Genomic DNA, 19,526 nt, shown 5'->3' on the forward strand with positions numbered 1-19,526 from the left:
CGGCACCGTCGAGGCGGTCCATGTTGGCTTCGGTGGCGTGGCCGGCGTTGGCGCCGCGGATCACGGCTGCACCGGTGTCTTCGTTGTCGACTTCATCCCAACTCAGCATGAAATACTCCTTCCTGGTCTGTTCTGACGGCGTGTGAGCCCGTCCAAAAATATGTAATTAGCAGGCTTCAAGGCATTGAAATGCTGCGCATAGTGTGGTCGACAAATAGCGCTTTCGCACACTATGTAGTGGTCGGTTTTGTTTGTTGGCACACTATATGGTGTGTAACAAAGCTGGTCAACGTACAAGAAGGTGTCCGTTGTCGCAGGGCGCTATGAGTAAAACTCACAGCTCCATGACTTTTAATGGTTACGCCCGTTTTCATTGCCAGTGCTAAAAAATCGCCAACCAGCTCCCCATAACAACAAAGAGCGTTTGCGAAATGAAAGCACTTGATCTGTACATCGGCGAAGGCTTTGAAGGCCCAGGTGTCAATGCCGCCCATATCAATATCCTGATTGGTCCGCGCAATGGCCCGGCCGGCCAGGCCTTCGCCAATAGCCTCGCATCCCCAAGCCAGGGGCATTGCCCGTTCATGGTCATTGCACAGCCCAATATCCCCGTCAAACCCATGACTCTCTACGTCAACAAGGCCGCGATTGGCAGCGAGTTGCACGGCAATGCCACCTGGGGCGCGTCCCAGGCCGGGATTGCCAAGGCGGTGCTCGAAGCCCTGCTGGACGGCACCTTGCCGGCTGAAGCGGAAGATAAATGGGCCATCGTCACGGCCAACTGGGTGAATCCGGCCTGTGACGACCTGGATGCGGTGTACCTGAACAACTACAACGCCTGCCGCACCGCGATCCGCGCCGCCCTTACCGGCAAACCGCAGACTGCGCAGTTAGCCGATGTGGTCAACCACATCAGTAACCCTTTCTACACGCCAAAAGCCTGAGGACGACCCTATGCAATACATCCGTTTGGGTAACTCCGGCCTGCAAGTCTCGCGCCTGTGCCTGGGCACCATGAACATGGGCACCCCGGACTGGAAACCATGGATTTTTGACGAGAAGCAAAGCGAACCCATCGTTGCTCATGCCCTGGACAACGGCGTCAACTTTATCGACCTGGCGGACTTCTACTCTGCGGGTGTCGGCGAAGAAGTGGTGGGGCGCATCCTCAAGCGCCTGGCACGGCGTGAAGATATCGTGGTTACCACCAAGGTCGGCTACGGCACCGGTAGTGGCATCAACGCCAGCGGCCATTCACGCAAACACATCATGGACAGTATCGACGCTTCACTGAGCCGCCTGGGCATGGATTACGTCGATGTGTTCATGCTGCATTACTTTGATGTGAACACCCCGGTGGAAGAGACCATGGGGGCGTTGAACGACATCGTGCGTTCCGGCAAGGCGCGCTATATCGGTGTGTCCACCATGCTTGCCGGGCAGTTGGCGAAGATCCTCATGGCGTGTGAGCGCAACGGTTGGGTCAAGCCGATCAACATGCAACTGCAACTGAACTGCGCCTACCGCGAGGAAGAGCGCGAAATGATCCCGTTCTGCCGCGACCAGGGCCTGGGCGTCTCGGTGTTCAGTCCGCTGGCTCGCGGCTTGCTCACCGGTGATGCGCAGTCCAACCGAAACCAGACTGACTTCTTTACCCAACAGATGTACAGCGACCAGGCATCGTTCGACATTGCCCGTTCCGTACAGCGCGTGGCCCGTGGCCGTGGTGTGAGCAATGCGCAGATCGCCCAGGCGTGGGTCGCCAACCATCCTGGCGTGGATGTGATGCTGGTGGGCGCCGATACCACCGAGCAATTTGATAGCGCTCTTGCGGCCTTGGACACCCAACTGGATGCCGAGGAACTGCATGAATTGGAGCGCAACTACACCCCGTGCGATGTGATCAACGATTACACCGCTGGCAAGCGCATCCTGCGCAGCGCCCGTCCGGGCCTGGACCGTTTTAACCTGATTGAGGCTGTGGCATGAACCCGCTGATTCGTACTGGCAACTACATCGATGGCCAATGGTCCAGCGGTGGCCTGACCTACCCGGTGGTCAACCCGGCCAATGGTGCGTTGATTGTAGATGTACAACGCGCTGGCGCTGAGGAAACCAACCTGGCTATCAAAGCCGCTGATTGCGCTTTGCCGGCCTGGCGCAAGCTTACTGCCAAGGAACGCAGCCAACGCCTCAAGCGCTGGAGCGAGTTGATGCTGAGCAATCAGAAAGATCTGGCTCACTTGCTTAGCCTTGAACAAGGCAAGCCCCTGGCCGAAGCCATGGGGGAGGTGGTCTACGCCGCGAGCTTTCTGGAGTGGTTCGGCGAAGAAGCCAAGCGTGCCTATGGTGATGTGATCCCCAGCCACAAGGCCGATGCACGAATCCTTGTGACCAAGGAAGCGATCGGCGTGGTTGCTGCGATCACTCCGTGGAATTTCCCCCTGGCCATGGTCACCCGTAAGGTTGGCCCGGCACTGGCGGCCGGTTGCACGATGATCCTCAAACCTTCGGAAGAAACCCCGCTGTCAGCTTTTGCCCTGGCAGTATTGGCTGAGCAGGCGGGTATTCCCGCCGGTGTATTCAATATCGTCTCCGGCGACGCAGTGGCCATCGGCGGCGCACTGCAAGCCTCCAGCGTAGTGCGTAAATTGTCCTTCACCGGCTCCACCCGGACCGGCAAGTTGTTGATGCGCCAGGCGGCAGACACCCTGAAAAAAGTCTCGCTGGAACTGGGCGGCAATGCGCCGTTTATCGTGTTCGATGATGCGGACCTGGACGCTGCGGTCAAAGGCGCCATGGCGTCCAAATTCCGCAATACCGGGCAGACGTGTGTGTGCGTCAACCGCTTCTTTATCCAGGACAGTGTTTACGACGCGTTCACCGGTAAACTGGCGCAAGCAGTCAGCGCCATGCGCGTTGGCAGTGCTTTGGACGGCGAGACCGAACAAGGCCCGCTGATCAACGCTGCCGCCCTGGCCAAGGTTGAAGCGCATGTCGGTGACGCCTTGGAGAAGGGCGCCAAACTACTGTGCGGCGGTCGTCGCCATGCATTGGGCGGCACCTTCTTTGAACCGACCATCCTCACCGAAGCCAGCGGCGAAATGCTGATTGCCCAGGAAGAAACCTTTGGCCCGGTGGCCGCCTGCTTCCGATTCAATGATGAAGTTGAGGTGTTGCAACGGGCCAACGACACGCCGTTCGGTTTGTCGGCGTATTTCTACAGCCGTGATATCGGCCGTGTCTGGCGTATGGCCGAAGGGCTGGAAGCGGGCATGGTCGGTATCAACGAAGGGATTATCTCCACCGAAGTCGCGCCGTTCGGCGGCATCAAGGAATCGGGCCTGGGCCGTGAAGGTTCCAAGTACGGCCTGGACGATTACCTGGAAATCAAATACCTGCTGATGGGAGGGTTGTGAACACAACCACCTGAGCAAAAGCCCCATCCCGCCCAAGCCCGCACCCCCGAGGGAATGGGGGTAGCTGCCGTTACTCCGTCAAGAACAACAATATGGAGAACACTATGTCTACTCAACCAGTAAACATCGACGACCTGCCCATCGGTCGGTTTCACCTGAAAATCGCTGGCCTGACGTTCGGTGCACACCTTGCTGATGGCTACATCCTGGGGATGATCGGTATTGCGCTGACCCTCATCAGCCCACAGATGCAACTGGATGCTTTCTGGCAGGGCCTGGTCGGAGCTTCGGCGCTGATTGGGCTGTTTCTCGGTAGCCTGTTTTTTGGCTGGATTTCCGACACCCTTGGCCGGCAGAAAATTTTCCTGGTCAGTTTTGTTCTGATCACCATCGCCTCGGCGATGCAGTTTTATGTCGAGACAGCCTTGGCGCTGGTCCTGTGCCGGGTGCTGATCGGTATTGGTCTTGGCGGTGATTACAGTGTCGGTCATGCCCTGTTGGCGGAGTTCTCGCCAAAGAAATATCGCGGTGTATTGCTGGGTGCCTTCAGCGTGATCTGGACCTTTGGCTATGTAGCCGCCACGATTGTCGGCACCACAATGCTCAGCCTGGGCGATGATGCCTGGCGCTGGATGTTGGCTTCGTCGGCAATCCCGGCCGGTTTGATTCTGATTGCCCGTATCGGTACTCCGGAATCGCCACGTTGGCTGGTCAACCGTGGGCGAATCGCCGAAGCCCGGGCCATCGTCAAGAAATACTTGGGCGAGCATGTGGTGCTCGACGAAGAGCCTGCGCCGCAGGAGCACTCGGGATATGCGGTGTTGTTCAGTCGGCAGTACCGCAAGCGCACTGCGTTTAACTGTCTGTTTTTCGTGTGTATTGTCATGCCGTACTTTGCCATCTACACCTTCTTGCCATCGATTTTGCAGACAATGGGCTTGGCCGAAGGTTTTGGCACCGAATTGATGCTTAACCTGCTGCTGATCATCGGTGCACTGATTGGTATCTGGTGCACCGTGAAATTCTCCCGGCGCGGCTTTTTGATCAACTCATTCATTATTCTGGCGGTGGCGTTGTTTTTGTTGGCAATACTGCCGGGCAATCTGGCCTGGTTGATGGTATTGACCTTTGGTGTATTTACCCTGGTGTTATCGGCGGTGAGTAACTTGGTGGGGGTATTCCCGGCCGAGAGTTTTCCGACCCACCTGCGTGCCAGCGGCATCGGCCTGGCGACGGCGGTGAGCCGGCTTGGTTCGGCGGTAAGTACGTTCTTGTTGCCGGTGAGTGTGGCGGGGATTGGCTTGAGCCCGACCATGGGCATCCTTGCCGGTATTCTGGTGTTTGGCGCGGTGATCTCCTGGGCCTGGGCACCGGAAACCAAAGCCCTGACTTTGAATCAGGCGTGCCAGGCCGAGCCCGGTGAATCAGGGATTACTCACTTGGTTCAGCCATTGGGTAAACAAACGAACCTTGGATAAACCCTGTTTGTCACCAGGCACATCCAGCCAATAGCCATAGGGACCGATCACCTCTACCGGGGTGATCGGCAACAGGCTGCCATTGGCCAGTTCACGCTCAATCATCTGCCGGTCGATCACTGCCAGGCCACCTCCAGCCAGGGTGGTATGGATGACTTGGTCCAGGGTGCTGAACTCCAGGCCCTGATCGGCTTCGATATCCTCACGGCCCATGGCTGCGATCCAGTTCTCCCAGACTTTCAGGCGTTTACCGTCGTGCAGGATATGCAGTAACGGAAAACGACGCAGGTCAGGCGGATGCTCGCCGTCGAACAGTTCTGGGCTGGCCACGGCGATGTGTCGTTCCATCACCAGCAACTCGCTATTGCAATGGGTGGCGGGCTCAAGTCCGAAGCGAATCTGACAGTCGATTTCCGCCAAATTGTCGTGACTGCTCTGGTGGGTAACACTGAGATTGATATCCGGGTAACGCTCACAAAATCCGCGCAAATGCGCCGACAGCCAGCGGGTGGCCCAGGTCGGTGGCGCCAGAATGCGCAGTCGCTGGCGCAGGTTGGGTACGCGCACGGCCTGCATGGCCCGCTCGATATGGTCGAAGGCGTCGCTCAGGTGCGGGGAAAGGGCCATGCCTGCCTGGGTCAGCGACAGGCCCTGAGGTGTGCGGACAAACAGCGCGATGCCCAGGTAGTCTTCCAATTGCTTGATCTGACGGCTGACGGCGCCTTGGGTCACGTTCAGGCCCACGGCGGCCTGGCTGAAACTGCGATGGCGTGCGACCTCTTCAAAGACCCGCAGCATATTTAGGGGGGGCAGTTGGCGCATCGCGCGCGACTCCATATTTATTATTCGAGTACTCGGGGCAAGGATACACCGTCGCGCCGCCTTCAATCGCGCCACGCTAGCGCTGTATTTGGTAATACCTTGGTTTTTGTTCTCGGATTAGTCTGTCAAAACTGCGCTGGGTCTGGTGCTAGGTTTTCTCACTCTAGGAGCCCTCAAATAAAAGGATATTGAGTTAACCAAACCTGTTAGCCGGAGTGATTATGCCCCTATCGTCTTTACCCAATAACCTGTCGTTTGTTAGGCAAAATGACTTCGCTCAAAACCTCCATCCAACTTCCCCGGAAGAACCTCGTCGCAAACAGGAGGAGTCATTGCCGGGGCGGTTGTCGACGCAGAACGATGTGCCAGAGAGGCGTCGTGTACGCAGGGATACACCTCAGGCTGAAATTCCCGACAGTGAGGTTGCTGATAGATTTTCGAAAAAAATAGATAAAGCCAAAGCTGGTGCGGGCGCAGATGCCTATCTAAGAGGGTATAACTCGCCGGAGTCTGTGCCTCTGCCTGCTGGTTATTCGGATTCGATGAGTGATGTGCAGTTTTATAGGTTGGCATTGCAACCTGGCGTGACAAATGAGCAACTAGGGTGGTTTGAGCGCTTAAAAAACAAACGCAAAAAAGTTACCGGCGGCGTCCATGATCCGGTTGCTAAGTTTTCAGGCGTAGTGTCGAATAAAGATACTAAGTTGACGCCTATGGCTCAAAGTTATTATCTCTCTATGGTCAATGAAACGAGTGGGGGAGAGTGTGCCGGGTTGTCGCATTTAATGACGTTGGCGATAGGCGAAGGTAAGTCTAAAGTCTTGTTGGGTAATATATATCAGGCGCTAGCTTCACTCGATACTCCCGAATCAAAGGCGTTTTTTGATTCTGTTGCCATGGCCCAGCATTACACAAAATATGCCGAGGATGCACATGACCCAGCTACGATGAGGATTGGGTCTTATGAGTCCATTGTGTCGCAACTGATCGGAGCCCAAGCCCCAACAAAGCTGCTTCTTTCATCCCAAGGCCATCGTATGGCGGCAGGCGTGCTGTCCGGTCCGGAGGGCAGGCGGAGTTATTACTATTTCGATCCGAATATTGGCCTAGTCGAGTTTTCTTCTGCCCAAGCATTTGCAAATGGAATGAAAAAAATATTTACCCACCCTGAGTTGAAAGGTTTTGTTAAGCCGATCGAGGGTGGGGAAGCAAATCCGAAATACAGGGTCAGCGTTTTTAATGAAAAATTAATATCAAAAATAAAGCCGACGTCCCTACGGATGCAATATGCATATAGTGCTCCGTTGTCAGGTCTTGATACGATAAAGGTAATCGATAGTGATCGCTTGCCCATCTCGAATGATTTTATAAAACAAGCAAGGTCCGCTTCGGGTGTGGAAGCTGCTATGTATCAGCGTGTATTGGAAAGCCTGGACAATATACATTCCAAGACTGGGATGGCCCAGTATCACGCCACCTATGATTCATTGAACGTTGTTCGGGGTTTTATAAAGCAATACGCTGACTCCCCGCGTGTTGTCGGCATGCAGGAACTTGAGAAAAAGTTGGTCCGTGCCATCACCGATGCAATCCCACCTGAAGAGTATCCGTACATTGCCAGAAAAATGCGGCAAGACCGTCAACAGCTTGCCGAAAGTAAACCGGCTGCACCTGTTACTGGGGCGATTCAACACACGGTCGGCTCACCCTCCGAGCTGATCAATGTTGAGGAAGTGAAGCGCCTCCAGGCGCTCGATGATAGCCGACCGCCGATACGCATCGGCGAGTTGGATATCAGTCGTGTGGAACTTTACAAATTGGGCGCCCACATCAATGGCAAGCCTATAGAAAGCCAGCCAGCCGGGGACCCGGATGGCAAACAGCTGGCCAGCACTATGAAGATTGATTTTGCGCGTTTCAAGGCCGCAACCAACTCCAGTGACCCCCTGGTCAGCCTGAAAGCAACACACGTGCTCTTTGAAATTGCGAGCCATCGTGACCCTACCGCTGGCCCGCTGATGCCTAGTACCGAAGTTCACAAAGGTGCTGACATTATTGATAAACAGATGCAGCAACTGCACAAGGTCCAAGCCCAGATTCAGGAGTTGGTCCGTACCAAGCAGCCGATGCCAGAGAATTTCTTTGATGCCGGTGGTGTAGACAAGTTTGGGAAAACTCGCGCTGCAGGGTTGGGTTTCCAGGCGTTTAGTACATTTCAGGGGTTGCGCAGTGCAATTGAGTCTTTTCAGAAGGGAGACGTTGCTCAAGGCAGTATCAGTTTAGGCGCAGTCGCTTCCCAGTATGCGGGCGACGCGATTGGGGCGTCGCTGAACAAGTTGGGACAGCATGTAATTCAACGCGCTGCACCGTCCATCATGGGGTTTAAAGCGACGAGTGTTGGACAACTGATTGGCAAAGTCGGCACGGGGGCGGGTGTGGCGATCAGTGTGCCCTTTGATATTTACAGTGCTGTCGACTCCTTTAAAAAGGCCAGTAAAAGCAGCGGTACTGAAGCCCAGGATCACTATGTCAACGGTGCCTTCTCTGTGGCCAACGGCGCCACCTCGGTTACGCTGGGCGCAGCATTTATGATGGGGTCGGCCTCGGCTGGGCCGATAGGCTTGGCCGTGGCAGCGTCACTCATGATGAGCCAAATGATTTACAACTCCGTACGTACCGTGGAAGACATTGATAAGGCTACACCCCTGACTGGCGGACAAAAGGTCATCACCGGCGTGAGGGCATTCCTGGGTATGGGGCCTGGATTTGATGTACTTAAGCCTTACCTTGAGAAGAAATATGCGAACGAAAATGATGAGCAGCAGCAAGCTCGCTATAAAGCGTTCCTGAGCGGTGAAGGAAAGACAAGTTTCGAGCGTGTGGTCTATGGTTCGTCGACGGTTGAGGTCAAGCAAGTGGACGGGAAAGTTCCACTGACTCCGAGTGTCTGGTTTTCGCCGCTCACATGGTTGCTGAATTTGATTCCAGTATCCGGCCAGGTCCCGTCTGTGACTGTCCGCGACGGAAATGATCGTGTGGGTATAGATGAAAGTTATTCATCATTCAACGGCAAGCCGGTCAAACAGGTTGAAGGCGAGTTGGGTGATGGAAAAGCTACGTTGTGGGACCTTGGGGGGGGGGATGATTATGTAAGAGGGGTTGAAAACAAGCCCAACGTCTTCTTGTTGGGAGCAGGCAAGAAGGTTGTGAGTGGGGGGCGCAGTGATGATACGGTGGTCATGAATGCCGATGCGCGCGAGACATTGGAGCGGGCAAGTCAGGTCGAAAAAACAGGAAGCAAAGACTTCAGCCCGAAACAAATAACTCTGGATGGTGGAGAGGGGCGTAATACTCTGGTTTTTTCTGGATCATTAAGTTCTCCTGGTGATGAAGTTGGCAAGCAAGAGAGTGTCAGCTACGTCGGGTATGTTATTGATTTAAAAAATAATGTCGTCTCGGTAAAAACTGAAAAATCCAACGCGGAGGGTGTGAAAAAAATTGCCAGTGTGCAGAATTTTGCCAATGTGACGACTGTGAAGAACGGCGAAAGTTATGTTCAAGGCGATGATCAGAATAACTTGTTGACCCTCAATGGCAGCGAGGATATCGCCCGTACAGGCAAAGGCGCTGATATCGTCGTTATTAATGGTAGTGCCAAGGTGATCGGTGAAGACGGTAACAATACTTACATCATCCATAAGGGTTCAGGCAGTGTTCACATTGAAGACCCTGAGAGCAGCACCGTTCAATTGGACTACACCGACGCTGAAATCTCGGACTGGCAGGTGACATCCTCTGGGGATCTGAAGGTTACCTTGAATGGCGGCTCTCCCGAGCAACGACGATCTGTCGAGTTTAAAGGGGCTTTTTCAAATGATCCGAAAGACCAAGGTAAGTCACGGCCAATCTTTATCACGAGCGATGGCGTCATGATGAGCGTCATTGATCCTCGCAAGACGGGCTCATCCACGGGGACGCCACAGATCCAGCGCCTGAAAGTTGGGGCGGGCTGATAGGTACCCAACCCGACTAGCACCATCCACGCCCAATACCCGACCAAAACCATCGGCATTTCTTGATCGCCATCAAGCAGGTTTCACCCCCCGGCTTTCTATCATGGTCCCCGCCAAGCAATGAGGAAGCGACCATGTCAGAGACCTTCACCAAGGGCATGGCCAGGAATATCTACTTCGGAGGGAGCGTGTTCTTCTTCCTGATATTCCTGGCCCTGACCTACCACACCGAACAAACCTTTCCCTCTCGCACTAACCAGGAACTACTCACCGAATCGGTAGTGCGCGGCAAGGGTGTCTGGGAGCGCAACAACTGTGTCGGTTGCCACACCCTGCTGGGCGAGGGCGCGTACTTTGCGCCGGAACTGGGCAATGTGTTCAACCGCCGTGGCGGCGAGGAAGCGTTCAAGCCATTCCTGCACGCCTGGATGAAGATGCAACCGTTGGGCGTTCCCGGCCGGCGCGCGATGCCGCAATTCAACCTCAGCGACCAGGAGGTGGACGATATGGCCGAGTTCCTCAAATGGAGCTCGAAGATCAACACCAACGGCTGGCCGCCAAACAAGGAGGGCTGAGGGATGCGTACCGTCAATCCATATCTGAAATTCCAATCCCAGGCCGTGGCCAAACCCTACTTTGTGTTCGCCCTGATCCTGTTCCTGGGCCAGGTGCTGTTCGGTTTGATCATGGGCCTGCAATACGTGGTCGGCGACTTTCTGTTCCCGTTGATCCCCTTCAACGTGGCCCGCATGGTCCACACCAACCTGTTGATCGTCTGGCTGCTGTTTGGCTTCATGGGCGCCGCCTACTACCTGGTGCCTGAGGAAGCTGACCGCGAGTTGCACAGCCCCAAACTGGCAATCCTGCTGTTCTGGGTGTTTGCCGCCGCCGGGGTGTTGACGATCCTCGGTTACTTGCTGGTGCCCTATGCGGCCCTGGCCAAGCTGACCCACAACGAACTGCTGCCGACCATGGGCCGTGAGTTCCTGGAACAGCCGACCATCACCAAGATGGGGATCGTGGTCGTGTGCCTGGGCTTTTTGTACAACATCGGCATGACCCTGCTCAAAGGTCGCAAGACCACGGTGAGCATGGTGATGATGACCGGGCTGATCGGCCTGGCGGTGTTCTTCCTGTTCTCGTTCTACAACCCCGGCAACCTGGCACGGGACAAGTTCTACTGGTGGTGGGTGGTGCATCTTTGGGTCGAAGGCGTGTGGGAGCTGATCATGGGCTCGATGCTGGCCTTCGTACTGATCAAAGTCACCGGCGTCGATCGTGAAGTGGTGGAGAAATGGCTGTACGTGATCATTGCCATGGCCCTGATCACCGGGATCATCGGCACTGGTCACCACTTCTTCTGGATCGGCGCGCCCGAGGTGTGGTTGTGGGTCGGTTCGATCTTCTCGGCCCTGGAGCCGCTGCCGTTCCTGGCGATGGTGATGTTTGCCTTCACCATGGTCAAACAGCGCCGGCGCCAGCACCCGAACCGGGCGGCCACGTTGTGGGCCAAGGGCACCACGGTCACTGCGTTTTTCGGCGCCGGGGTCTGGGGCTTCCTGCACACCCTGGCACCGGTCAACTTCTACACCCACGGTACGCAACTGACCGCCGCCCACGGCCACCTGGCGTTCTTCGGCGCCTACGCGATGATCGTGATGACCCTGATCAGCTACGCCATGCCGCGTTTGCGCGGTATCGGTGAAGCGCCGGACGCACGCTCGCAGACCTTGGAGATCTGGGGCTTCTGGATGATGGTTCTGTCGATGGTGATGATCACGCTGTTCCTGACGGCGGCCGGTGCCGTGCAAGTCTGGTTGCAACGCTGGCAGGTAGACGGTGTGGCACTGCCGTTCATGGCCACCATGGACCACCTGAGCCTGCTGTTCTGGGCCCGACTGGCCAGTGGCGTGGTGTTCCTGCTGGGCCTGCTCTGCTACCTGTGGAGCTTCCGGCAGCGCGGCAAGGGCTTGGACTCTGCCGCCCCCGTGACTGCTTGAGCGGTCAACGTTAATCCCCAAGAGGGCGGCCCGGCAGGTAATGCGGGCCGTTTTACGTCTGGAGCACTTCACATGGCCTTTACCCTTGAGTTGGAAGAGTGGGTTGGCAGTGTCTGGCACCGCTTTATCACCCGCCGCGCCAGTGCCGACTTCCCCGAGGCGCGGGTCGACCTGGTCGACCGTCAGCGCAGCCTGGCCCTGCTGTTCCGCGCCCTGGGCGGCGCCCACGGGATTGCCCTGGAGGCCGCCAGCGAGCGCGACCTGCTGCTGCGGCGCAACCTGTTGATGCGCATCGCCGGCACCTGCCGGCAAGCCCCCCTGGCCTCATGCGATGGCCATCGCCTGCGCCTGCCGGCAAGCCTGGCGGTGTTTCCTTCGGTGGCCCTGAACCTGGAACTGTACCGCTGGCTGGCGCTCCTGGCCGCACACGCCGGGCCGATGACCCACTGGGCCCGCGACAACCAACGTTGGACCTGGCTGCTGTTGCAGCGTTACCCGGCCATGCTCCCCAGCTATCAGCGCCTGGTGGACGCCCACCTGCAATTGCGCCCGGATCCCGCCAGCCTAAACCCATCTGAAGCTGCCGTGGAAAAGGCCTTGCGCAAGGCCCTGCGCGAACCCGGCAGCATCCGCCAGTTACCCCGTAGCGAGCGCGCCGCCTGGCCGCTGCCGCTGTGGTTGTATCCACCTTTGCACCTGCACAGCCCGCAGGCCGGCGATCTGGATGAGGAGGGCGATGACCTGGCGACCCGCCCCGGCGAACAACAGGGCGCGCCCAAACAAGCCAACCGGGTCGATGACAACAGCCGCGACGGCGGCCTGCTGGTGGTGCGCCTGGAAAACCTGTTCAGTTGGACCGAACACGTCGACCTCGATCGCTGGGCCGATGACTCCGAGGACGAAGATGCCGCCCGAGTCGCCGAAGACCTCGACCAGTTGAGCCTGTCACGCCAGCGCGTGCGCAAGAGTGGCGGGTTGAAGCTGCACCTGGATCTGCCGCCGGCCGACGTCGACGACATTCCCCTGGGCGACGGCATCAAGCTGGCGGAGTGGGACTACCGCCAGCAGCGCCTGCAAGCCAACTTCGTCAACCTGCAACTGATGCAACCCCGCGACAGCAGGCCCCAGCCGCTGCCGGCGCGCCTGCAGCCCCAGGCCGCGCGCTTGCGCCGCCAGTTCCAGCAACTGCGCACCGACCGTCAATGGTTGCGCCAACAGCCCCAGGGCGCGGAGCTGGACCTGCAGGCGTGGCTGGATTTTCATGTCGAGCGCCAGCACGGCGCATGCGCCGAGCGCGGTCTGTTCAAGGAGCAGCGCCGCACCCGGCGTGACTTGGCCTGTTTGCTGCTGGCCGACCTGTCGATGTCCACCGACGCCCATTTGAACGATACGCAAAAGGTCATCGACGTGATCCGCGACAGCCTGCTGCTGTTTGGCGAGAGCCTGGCGGGCCTGGGCGATGCGTTTGCCCTGTATGGTTTCTCTTCCCTGCGCCGCCAGCAGGTGCGCCTGCAACAGCTCAAGTCATTCCAGCAGCCCTATGATGACCACATCCGTGGCTGCATCCAGGGCCTCAAGCCGGGTTACTACACGCGCATGGGCGCGGCCATCCGCCACGCCACCCAGACCCTTGGCGTTTGTAAGCAGCGGCGCAAACTGCTGTTGATTGTGACCGACGGCAAGCCCAACGATCTGGACTTGTATGAGGGGCGCTATGGCGTGGAGGACACCCGCCAGGCGGTGATGGAAGCGCGGCGCCAGGGCCTGGTGCCGTTCTGCATCACTATCGACAAACAGGCCGGGGATTACCTGCCGTACATGTTCGGTGCCCATGGCTACACCCTGATCCGCCAGCCGGAGCAACTGCCGTTGCGCTTGCCGCAGTTGTACCGGCAGTTGACCGAAGATCAGTAGAAGTTGCGGGGCAGCCAGAAGAACATCGTGATGCAGAACACGGCCAGCCCCAGGCAGAACCATTGAAAATGTTTGAGTCGGCGGGCCTCAAGGCTGGCGGTGGACGCGGGCAGGGGCATGGCGCAGCGTTCGCAGGCCGGCTGTGTCGGCGGGTTGGCATGTTGGCAATACAGGCACACACACGCTGCACTCATTCGAATTGCTCCAGGCGCAGGCGATCAAGAATGGCGATCTGGCGACCGTCCTGGGTGATGATCTTTTCATCGATCAGCCGGCGAATGATCCGCGAGAACGTCTCCGGCTGGATCGACAGGTGCCCGGCGATCAACTGCTTGGCCATGGGCAGTTCGAACGAACTGTCGACACTGTGCAGGCGCACCAGTTGCGTCAGCAGGTAGCGCACCACTCGGTGGGTGGCGTTTTTCAGGGACAGGGTCTCGATCTCGTTGACCCGCTGGTGCAGGCGCACACACAACTTGCCTAGCAGGGCGAAGGTCAGGCGGCTGTTGCTGTGGAGCAGGCGCATATAGGTGGCGTTGGACAGGCGATACAACTGCGTCGGGCACACCGCTTCGGCGCAGGCCACGTAGTTGGGGGTGTCCATCAGCATCATCGCCTCGGCGAAGGTCTGTCGCTCGCCAATCACCTCAAAGACTTTTTCCTGGCCGTCCGGGGTCAGGCGGTAGATCTTCACCGCGCCGGCAATCACGAAGTAAAACCCCTCGGCCGGCTCGCCCTGGCGGAACAATGGTTCGCCCTTGTCGACACTCAGCAATTGACTGCTGGCCATCAACTCATCCATCTGCTCTTCGTTAAGCGGTTCAAACAGGTGATGGCTGCGCAGGATCTGATGATGCACGCGGTGCAGGACCCTCGGCGCGTCGGTGATCATACAAGCCACAACGACAGGCCACTGGCCGCCGCCATCATCGAACCGAGGATCACGAACCAGGCCAGGGGCTGGATGACTTTTTTCATGGGGACTCCGTGGGGCAGGGTAATGACGGGATAACCGGGTAGAGCAAGAGCTGGGCCAAGGCACGGGTCACGTAAAATAAGAGCTGTAGCCCCTAAAGGGTTAAAATGACCCTGTCATTAAGGGTGTTTTTAACCCTTTTGGGGTTATTTAAACCCTCATCAACAACGCCAATCCCATGTAGGAGCTGGCTTGCCTGCGATGCAGGCACCTCGGTCCTCCAGTTAAACCGCAGCGATGCCATCGCAGGCAAGCCAGCTCCCACCCATGATTGCGGTGGGCCTGAGGACCCGGCCCGGCCCTTGCAACGCCCATCCTGCGACGGCCCCCAGGATATTGCGCCGCCACTGGCCCCTGCTTGATCTGCGACAAGGGCCCGGTGCGGGCAATCCCGGATGATCGGGCCGGCAATGACTTGAGGAGTGGTGGTATGCAAGTGCTGGATCGACGCAAGGCCATGTCGATAACCCCGTTGTTTCGCCTGGCTTTCCGGCCATTTTTTCTCGGTGGCTGCCTGTTGGCGCTGCTGGCGATTCCTTTGTGGCTGCTGGCCCTGGCCGGCGACGCGGGCTGGCAGCCGGCGGGTGGCTGGCTGGCGTGGCATCGCCATGAGCTGCTATTCGGTTTTGCCTTGGCAATCATCGGCGGGTTCCTGCTGACGGCGGTGCAGACCTGGACCGGTCGCCCTGGCATCAGCGGTACGCCGCTGGCGATGTTGGCCGGGGTGTGGCTGGCCGCACGCCTGGCCTGGCTGTTCAACCTGCCGTGGCCGCTGTTGGCCGTACTGGAACTGACCTTTCCCCTGGCCGTCGCCGGGTTGATGGGCTGGACCTTGTGGAAAGTGCGGCAACAGCGCAACTACCCGATTGTGCTGGTGCTGCTGCTGTTGACCCTGGCCGATGGCCTGTCCCTGTATGGCTTGCTGCGCGGTGACGAAGGCTGGCAGCGCCAGGCGGTGTTGACCGGGCTGTGGCTGGTGGCGGCGATGATGGGCTTGATCGGCGGTCGGGTGATTCCGTTTTTCACCCAGCGTGGATTGGGGCGCACGGAAGCCGTGAAACCCTGGCCGTGGCTGGATCACTTGTTATTGGGCGGCTCGGCAGCGGTGGCGCTGCTATACGCCAGCGGCCTGGCGTTGACCGCTAGCCTGTGGGTAGGCCTGTTGTTCGGCTTGCTGGGGCTCGGTCATCTGCTGCGCCTGGTGCGCTGGCACGACCGTGGTCTGTGGCGCGTGCCGCTGTTGTGGTCGCTGCACCTGGCCTATGCCTGGCTGGCCGTGGCTTGCCTGGGCATGGCGCTGTGGCATTTCGGCGTGGCGCTGAACCCGAGTCTGGCGGTGCATGCGCTGACAGTTGGGGCGATGGGCGGGTTGATCCTGGCGATGATTGCGCGGGTTAGTCTTGGCCATACCGGCCGACCGCTGGCGCCGCCCAAGGGCATGACCCTGGCCTTCATTCTGTTGAACCTGGCTTGCCTGAGCCGGGTGTTGCTGGTACTGGTCTGGCCGTATGCCGCGCTGTGGCTGGCGGGGCTGTGCTGGACCCTGGGCCTGGCTGTGTATCTATGGCGCTATGCACCGATGCTATGGCGCGCGCGGGTTGACGGCCATCCGGGCTAGGAGATTGGGAATGCTCTATTCGTGGTTACTGATTGTGCATCTGCTGGCGGCTATCGCCTTTATCGGCACGCTGTTCTTTGAGGTTTTCATTTGGCACCGCGCCCGTGAAGCGTTGGCCTGGTCGGCACAGTTCACCTGCGAGCAGGCCATTGCCCGGCGTTCGCGCCAGGTGCTGCATGGCGTGGTGGTGTTGTTGTACGGCGCGGGGATCGGCCTGGCCTGGCATTACCGCGGCGTGCTGGGCGCGCCATGGGCCAGTCATTTTTCCGCCCTGTTGAGCCTGAAGATTGTGTTTGCGCTGAGCATCATCGGGCATTACCTGCTGCTCGCGTACTGGCTGACGCAAAAGCGCCTGAGCCCGCTGCGGGCGGTATGGATCCGCCGCAGCATCCTTGGGCACATGGTCCTGATCGTGATCCTCGCCAAGCTAATGCTGCGCTAAGACACCTTGATCCCATCCTGTAGGAGCGAGCTTGCTCGCGAAGAACTCACGGACAACTCGTTTACCCAGGCAGCCCGCGTTTTCGTTGATGTTCTTCGCGAGCAAGCTCGCTCCTACAGGTCGGTCAGGCCTTTAGCGCACGGACAAACAACACATCGTTTTCCAGATGAATATGCTCCAGCAAATCCCGATGAAACACTTCCAACCCGTGATACAGCGTACGCCAGGTATTGCACGCATCGCTGGGCGGCTGGATACGGTTGGTCAGCGCCTGCAACTGCTCCAGGGCCTGGCCATGTTGCTCATGTTCAAAACGCATGACCTGGATCGGCGGCGCAGCTTGGGGCCCCAGGCCCATTTGCAGCATCGGGAACAACACCTGTTCCTCCTTGAGCATATGGCCTTCCAGCTCTTGCTCGATATCGCGCAGCAAGTCGGCCAGGCCGTTGGGGCAGGCCAGGTGGTGACCGTGGACCTGCTCGACCCGGCTGGCCAGGCGAATCAGTTCCGGCAGTTGTTCGCGGTGGCGGGCGTGGTAGCGCTCCAGCAAATGTTCGATCAGTTGCGCCTGGGGCAAGGTGTCCGGGGCGATGGCGTTCATGGGGTTTCCTCATCAAGTGAACAGATGAAGCGGTGATTGCATGCGGTGTGCCATCGTCAACTTATTGAAAAGCCTAGATTAATTTTTTGTAGTGGTCAGGATCACCCTGATGCTGCACGGTAGAACCGACCATACAAGGGTAGTAATGACCATGCTGCGTGAAAGTCTGTCGGCCGACCTGATTGTCGAATTGCCCAACGCGGTGCGCCTGCAACGCCTGGTGCAGACCCTGCGCGAATATTTTCATAGCGGTGCCGTCGGCCTGCTGCGCCTGGATGGCGACGACAGCCTACGCCCCGTGGCCACCGTGGGCCTGGTGCATGAGGCCCTTGGCCGGCGCTTTGTGATTGCCCAACACCCGCGCCTGGCAGCGATCATGGCCTCCCGCGAGCCGACCTGGTTCGAACCCGACAGTCGCCTGCCGGACCCGTACGACGGGCTTCTAGACAGCCAGGTCGGCGAACCGCTGCCCGTGCATGACTGCATGGGCGTGAGCCTGTTCGTCGAAGGCCGGCCCTGGGGCGCGATTACCCTGGATGCGCTGCATGCCGGAACCTTTGATGCCAACGCGCGCGAGCAACTCAAGCGCTGCACCCTGCAAATCGAGGCGGCGGTGCGCGTCACGCGCCTGGAGCAGGAAAACCGCAGCCTGCGCCTGTCGCGCAGCGAACCGGTGGCGGGTTCGCCCAGCGTCGAAGACGGTGAAATCCTCGGCCAGAGCCCGGTGTTGCATCAGTTGCTCAACGAGCTGGATGTGCTCGCCGACTCGGACCTGCCCGTGCTGCTGCTTGGCGAAACCGGGGTCGGCAAGGAGCTGTTCGCCCGGCGCCTGCATCGCCTGTCGCGGCGCAGTAAAAAGCCGCTGATCCAGGTCAACTGCGCGGCGCTGCCGGAGTCCCTGGCCGAGAGCGAGTTGTTCGGGCATGTCAAAGGCGCGTTTTCCGGCGCCACCAGTGACCGTGCCGGGCGTTTTGATGCAGCCAACGGCGGCACTTTGTTCCTCGATGAAGTGGGCGAGCTGCCGTTGAGTGTGCAGGCCAAGCTATTGCGCACCTTGCAAAATGGTGAGATCCAGCGCCTGGGCGCCGACAAGCCGTTGCATGTAGATGTGCGGATCATCGCCGCGACCAACCGACACCTGCCCGAGAGCATTCGCGAAGGGTTGTTTCGCGCCGACCTGTACCACCGGCTGTCGGTGTACCCGGTGCCGATCCCGGCGCTGCGTGAGCGTGGCCACGATGTGTTGCTGCTGGCCGGGCATTTCCTTGAGCTCAACCGCGCCCGACTCGGCCTGCGTGGTTTGCGCCTGTCACCGGCGGCCGAGCAGACGCTGCTCGGTTATGGCTGGCCGGGCAATGTGCGCGAGCTGGAGCACGTGATCAGCCGTGCGGCGCTGAAGCAGTTGAGCCGGGGCGACAATCGCAACCAGATCATGACCCTGGAAGCCGAACTGCTGGATCTGGACAGCGCCACCTTGGCGCCAGCCCCTGTGATTGAGGCCCCGAGTCAGGTATTCCAGACCCTGAGCGACGCAGTGGACGATTGCCAGCGCCAGAAGGTGCGCCAGGCGTTGAGCTTGTCGGGCGATAACTGGGCGAGCGCTGCGCGAATGCTCGGCCTGGACTCCAGCAACCTGCACAAATTGGCGCGGCGCCTGGGCCTCAAGTAGCAACGCTGCGACGCCATGCCGCGGCGCGCAGTTGATCGCGGTCAAGGTGCCGGGTGCGTCGGCTGATCAGACTGTGGCGAACTGACCGGAGGTTCGCCCCATGCCCCTTTCCCTGGCGCAGATGCGCCGCAACTACACCCTGTACGGTTTGCGGGATGACCTGGTACAGGACGATCCCCTCGTGTTGTTCGGCCAGTGGCTGGAGCAGGCGCGCAAGACCGAAGTGGCGCCGGTGGAGGCCAACAGCATGGCCCTGGCCACGGTCGATGCCCAGGGCCGTGCCCATTGTCGGATCCTTCTGCTCAAAGGCTTTGGTGCCGAGGGCTTCACCTTTTTCGGCCACTACCAGAGCGCCAAGGGTCAGGAGCTGGCGAGCAACCCCAGCGCCGCCATGACCTTTTTCTGGCCGGGCCTGGAACGCCAGGTGCGCATCGAAGGCACGGTGGTGCGCCTGGCGCCGCAGCTGTCCGACGACTATTTCCACTCGCGGCCGCTGGCCAGCCAGGTCGGCGCCTGGGCGTCGCCGCAAAGCCAGCCCCTGGCCCACCGCGCCGAGCTGGAAGGGCGCCTGCGC

15 protein-coding genes and 1 pseudogene are annotated in these 19,526 nt (G+C 59.0%); 12 read left to right on the top strand and 4 right to left on the bottom strand.

What is annotated here, in order from left to right; genetic code table 11:
* Positions 1-431 precede the first annotated feature (431 nt).
* The 4 genes from fae to KL786_RS27940 all read left to right on the top strand — a co-directional run bounded on the left by fae (position 432) and on the right by KL786_RS27940 (position 4,897).
* Positions 432-944, top strand: a complete 513-nt coding sequence (fae, locus tag KL786_RS27925) for a formaldehyde-activating enzyme (RefSeq protein WP_215519636.1) — start codon at positions 432-434, stop codon at positions 942-944.
* A gap of 10 nt (positions 945-954) precedes the next feature.
* Positions 955-1,989: an aldo/keto reductase gene (locus KL786_RS27930; protein ID WP_215519637.1), complete on the top strand. Its 1,035-nt coding sequence runs from the start codon at positions 955-957 to the stop codon at positions 1,987-1,989.
* A complete protein-coding gene (locus KL786_RS27935; RefSeq protein WP_215519638.1) occupies positions 1,986-3,419 on the top strand; it encodes an NAD-dependent succinate-semialdehyde dehydrogenase in 1,434 nt (477 codons plus the stop codon). Before KL786_RS27930 ends, KL786_RS27935 begins: the two co-directional genes overlap by 4 nt.
* 104 nt (positions 3,420-3,523) lie before the next feature.
* Positions 3,524-4,897: an MFS transporter gene (locus KL786_RS27940; RefSeq protein ID WP_215519639.1), complete on the top strand. Its 1,374-nt coding sequence runs from the start codon at positions 3,524-3,526 to the stop codon at positions 4,895-4,897.
* Here KL786_RS27940 and KL786_RS27945 read toward each other — a convergent pair.
* Entirely contained in the window at positions 4,844-5,719 is an 876-nt protein-coding gene (locus KL786_RS27945) for a LysR substrate-binding domain-containing protein (protein ID WP_215519640.1), read from the bottom strand. The two genes, KL786_RS27940 and KL786_RS27945, sit on opposite strands and share 54 nt — an antisense overlap.
* A 221-nt stretch (positions 5,720-5,940) precedes the next feature.
* On the opposite strand from KL786_RS27945, the gene KL786_RS27950 reads away from it, so the two are divergent.
* The 4 genes from KL786_RS27950 to KL786_RS27965 all read left to right on the top strand — a co-directional run bounded on the left by KL786_RS27950 (position 5,941) and on the right by KL786_RS27965 (position 13,646).
* A complete protein-coding gene (locus tag KL786_RS27950; RefSeq protein WP_215519641.1) occupies positions 5,941-9,732 on the top strand; it encodes an Mcf1 protease effector domain-containing protein in 3,792 nt (1,263 codons plus the stop codon).
* A 134-nt stretch (positions 9,733-9,866) separates the two neighbouring features.
* A complete protein-coding gene (locus KL786_RS27955) occupies positions 9,867-10,307 on the top strand; it encodes a c-type cytochrome (protein ID WP_215519642.1) in 441 nt (146 codons plus the stop codon).
* 3 nt (positions 10,308-10,310) lie between these two features.
* Positions 10,311-11,732 carry a cbb3-type cytochrome c oxidase subunit I gene (locus tag KL786_RS27960; RefSeq protein ID WP_215519643.1) on the top strand — a complete coding sequence of 474 codons (1,422 nt, stop codon included), beginning with the start codon at positions 10,311-10,313 and terminating at the stop codon, positions 11,730-11,732.
* Between the two features lie 72 nt (positions 11,733-11,804).
* Positions 11,805-13,646, top strand: coding sequence for a nitric oxide reductase activation protein NorD (locus KL786_RS27965; protein WP_215519644.1), 1,842 nt, complete (start codon positions 11,805-11,807; stop codon positions 13,644-13,646).
* Here the strand turns inward: KL786_RS27965 and KL786_RS27970 are convergent.
* A complete protein-coding gene (locus tag KL786_RS27970) occupies positions 13,640-13,840 on the bottom strand; it encodes a protein DnrP (RefSeq protein ID WP_215519645.1) in 201 nt (66 codons plus the stop codon). The genes KL786_RS27965 and KL786_RS27970 overlap by 7 nt on opposite strands.
* Complete coding sequence (locus KL786_RS27975) at positions 13,837-14,538, bottom strand: Crp/Fnr family transcriptional regulator (RefSeq protein WP_215519646.1); 702 nt, start codon at positions 14,536-14,538, stop codon at positions 13,837-13,839. The genes KL786_RS27970 and KL786_RS27975 overlap by 4 nt, the downstream gene beginning before the upstream one ends.
* A 514-nt stretch (positions 14,539-15,052) precedes the next feature.
* Here KL786_RS27975 and KL786_RS27980 point away from each other — a divergent pair.
* Together KL786_RS27980 and KL786_RS27985 are read left to right on the top strand one after the other, a co-directional pair.
* Entirely contained in the window at positions 15,053-16,240 is a 1,188-nt protein-coding gene (locus KL786_RS27980) for an NnrS family protein (RefSeq protein ID WP_215519647.1), read from the top strand.
* Between the two features lie 10 nt (positions 16,241-16,250).
* Positions 16,251-16,682 carry a hypothetical protein gene (locus KL786_RS27985; RefSeq protein ID WP_215519648.1) on the top strand — a complete coding sequence of 144 codons (432 nt, stop codon included), beginning with the start codon at positions 16,251-16,253 and terminating at the stop codon, positions 16,680-16,682.
* Positions 16,683-16,806: 124 nt separating this feature from the next.
* Here the strand turns inward: KL786_RS27985 and KL786_RS27990 are convergent.
* Positions 16,807-17,256 (bottom strand): annotated as a pseudogene (locus KL786_RS27990) (hemerythrin domain-containing protein); the annotation flags it as partial.
* A gap of 178 nt (positions 17,257-17,434) precedes the next feature.
* Here KL786_RS27990 and norR point away from each other — a divergent pair.
* Positions 17,435-18,952 carry a nitric oxide reductase transcriptional regulator NorR gene (gene norR / locus KL786_RS27995; protein ID WP_215519650.1) on the top strand — a complete coding sequence of 506 codons (1,518 nt, stop codon included), beginning with the start codon at positions 17,435-17,437 and terminating at the stop codon, positions 18,950-18,952.
* A 100-nt stretch (positions 18,953-19,052) separates the two neighbouring features.
* Positions 19,053-19,526, top strand: a 474-nt coding sequence (locus KL786_RS28000) for a pyridoxine/pyridoxamine 5'-phosphate oxidase (protein WP_215519651.1), incomplete at its 3' end; no start/stop codon positions are given.

Source organism: Pseudomonas sp. TAE6080 (assembly GCF_018732265.1).
GTDB classification, from domain to species: Bacteria; Pseudomonadota; Gammaproteobacteria; order Pseudomonadales; family Pseudomonadaceae; genus Aquipseudomonas; species Aquipseudomonas brenneri.